Origin of the sequence: uncultured Porphyromonas sp. (assembly GCF_934359325.1) — a bacterium.
Classification (GTDB): Bacteria; Bacteroidota; Bacteroidia; order Bacteroidales; family Porphyromonadaceae; genus Porphyromonas_A.
In genome coordinates this window covers 1-2,791 of record NZ_CAKRLH010000207.1, presented here as the reverse complement: position 1 = coordinate 2,791, position 2,791 = coordinate 1, and the positions used below count along the sequence as shown (strand labels likewise).

Below are 2,791 nucleotides of genomic sequence, written 5' to 3'. Positions count from 1 at the left end.
CCCCAAAGGGGGGATGGGGGCGGGGGACTCTCGCCAAACTTTTTCCTCTAGTGTTGCACTTCGAAGTTGAACCTAGGTTTTCATTTTTTGCTCCTAACTCAGCTTGCGGAATTAAGGCCAGACTGCGGCATCGAGGGTTAAGGGATGCGGAAACAAATGATTAAAATTTTTCTTATCTTTATCGTCGAAAGGAGAGCAAGCCGTAGCGCTCTCTCTATCTTAGGTTTTCAATACTCATCACACATACATCACTATGCGACTTAATCTCACATCACAAATCTCCCTCGAGCAAGTAGAGGAGAGGCTCTACAAGCCTCGCAACAAGTACGAGGAGACCATGCTGACCAGCTACGAGCGGATCCCCACCCGCATCTACCCCTCTGATGAGCAGGCAAGTGTCGAGCTGGCACTTCGCATCGCCCAAGACATCACGTCTCATCAGGACAAGCAGCAGACTTTCGCGCTGGGTATCTCCGGCGGGACAAGCCCCCTACCCGTCCTTCGTGAGCTGATCAAGCTTCATAAGAAGGGGGAGCTCTCCTTCGAAGGCGTCCACATCTTCCCGCTCTATGAGTTTTACCCCCTACTTAATGACAACGAGGGGGTTTTAGCTCATCTCAAGGAGGAGTTTATCGACAAAATCTCCATCCCCGGAGCCAACGTACACCACTTTGAGATAGGCACCGACAAGGACGACATCCCCTCATCCTGGGCTAAGTATGAGCAGAAGCTCAGCGAGCTGGGCGGCTTCGATCTCTGCCTCATGGGGATCGGGCAGCGCGGCACCGTGGCGACAAATGCCCCTGGAGACGTACTGAGCTCTTCCTTCCACCTCGTGGTGCTGGACGATACCTCGCGCAACGAGGCAATCAGCTCCTTCAACCTGTCCGACAACGTCCCCGAGACTGCGGTCTCTGTAGGGATGAATGAGATCAAAGCAGCCAAGCGTGTAGTACTGCTTGCATGGGGCGAGTCCAAGAAGGAGATCCTCCGCAGGGTGGTCGAGGAACCCCAGGACGATGACATCCCAGCATCTATCTTTCAGACTCACACTAAGTCATGCGTCTACACCGACCTGGAAGCAGCTGACGAGCTGACTCGGATCCATACCCCGTGGAGAGTGACCGATCCTCGCTGGACGGACAAGCTGGTTCGCCGGGCTCTCGTCTGGCTCTGCGATCAGACCGGCAAGACGCTTCTCAACCTTACCAACCAGGACTACATCAGCCACCAGCTGAGCGACCTTCTGCGTCAGTACGGCTCTGCCTACGACTGCAATATTAAGGTCTTCAATGACATCCAGAATACCATCACCGGCTGGCCGGGTGGCAAGCCCAATGCTGACGACAGCAATCGTCCGGAGCGAGCTCTCCCATTTCCCAAGCGAGTGATCGTTTTCTCGCCCCACCCCGATGACGACGTCATATCCATGGGTGGGACTTTTCACCGACTTGTCAAGCACGGACATGACGTGCATGTCGCTTACGAGACCTCGGGAAACATTGCCGTCAATGACGAGGAGGTAATCCGCTACATCGACTTTGTCCATGCCCTCTATCAGAACGAAGGTCGCGAGGACGACGAGCTCTGCAAGAAGCTCCTTGGGACACGGCGTTACCTTACTGAGATTAAGAGAGAGGGGGACAATGAGACGGACGAGACCCGCTACCTCAAGGGGACTATCCGTCGACAGGAGGCCCGCACCGCGGATCGCCACGTGGGGCTAAAAGATGACCACGTCCACTTCCTGGATCTTCCCTTCTACGAGACCGGTGCCATCAAGAAGAAGCCGCTCTCTGAGGAGGATGTGCTGATCGTCAAGGACTTCATCCAGGGGATCAAGCCACATATGATCTTCGTGGCCGGAGACCTCCGCGACCCACATGGCACACACCGCGTAGCTACCAATGCCGTACTCGCGGCTCTCGATGAGCTGAAGGGTGAAGCATGGCTTAAGGACTGCCGCATCTGGATGTACCGAGGTGCCTGGGCAGAGTGGAATATCGATGACATCGAGATGGCTGTACCGATGAGTCCGGAGGAGCTCCGATTCAAGAGAGACTCTATCCTAAAGCATCAGACACAGATGGACGCAGCTCCCTTCCTGGGTGACGATGAGCGACTCTTCTGGCAGAGATCAGAGGATCGCAATAGAGGCACGGCGAAGATCTATCATGATCTCGGATTTGCCCGATATGAGGCTATTGAGGCCTTCGTGCAGTATCATCCGGTAGACTAACATCCCTATATAAAGGGTTCCCCTAAGTAGGACGCCCTCCGGTATCTCGCAGGTTCATGGTCTCACGAGACCATGAACCTGCGACTTGCTTTGGTCAATGGAGGGGGTAAAAGCACCCACCTTGAGAGGGGGAAATCTAATACCGGTAATAGATCGGGGCGAACTGGATCATGCCAGATGACGGGGTCGGACACAATGTGGATCAAAACGTGGGTAGTGTCAAGTAATTTACTCATCTTTGTAAGGCAGAGCCGGCAGATCCCACTCCGCAACAGTATAGACGAACTTAATACACCAACCTTTATACAACAACTGAGCAAGACGGCAACGTCTGACAAGTATTTGTCTTATGAAGAATGTCCTTATCATTGGCTCGACCGGACAGATCGGGTCAGAGTTTACGATGAAGCTGAGGAGCATCATCCCCAATGGTCAAATCATCGCCGGGTATATCCCCGCAGCACCTGTCAAGGGTGAGCTCAAGGAGAGTGGTCCCTCAGAGATCGTAGACATCACCAACGCACAGCAGATCGCTGATGTGGTGGAGAAGTA

The 2,791-nt window shown here is 53.9% G+C and carries 1 protein-coding gene and 1 pseudogene; both read left to right on the top strand.

Features of this window, described 5'->3' with window-relative positions; all coding sequences use genetic code 11:
- Nucleotides 1-253: 253 nt before the first annotated feature.
- The gene (locus Q0F21_RS06950) at nucleotides 254-2,239 is read left to right on the top strand and encodes a 6-phosphogluconolactonase (RefSeq protein WP_297238590.1); all 1,986 of its coding nucleotides are present in this window, start codon (nucleotides 254-256) and stop codon (nucleotides 2,237-2,239) included.
- A gap of 349 nt (nucleotides 2,240-2,588) precedes the next feature.
- Nucleotides 2,589-2,791 (top strand): annotated as a pseudogene (locus tag Q0F21_RS06945) (L-threonine 3-dehydrogenase); the annotation flags it as partial.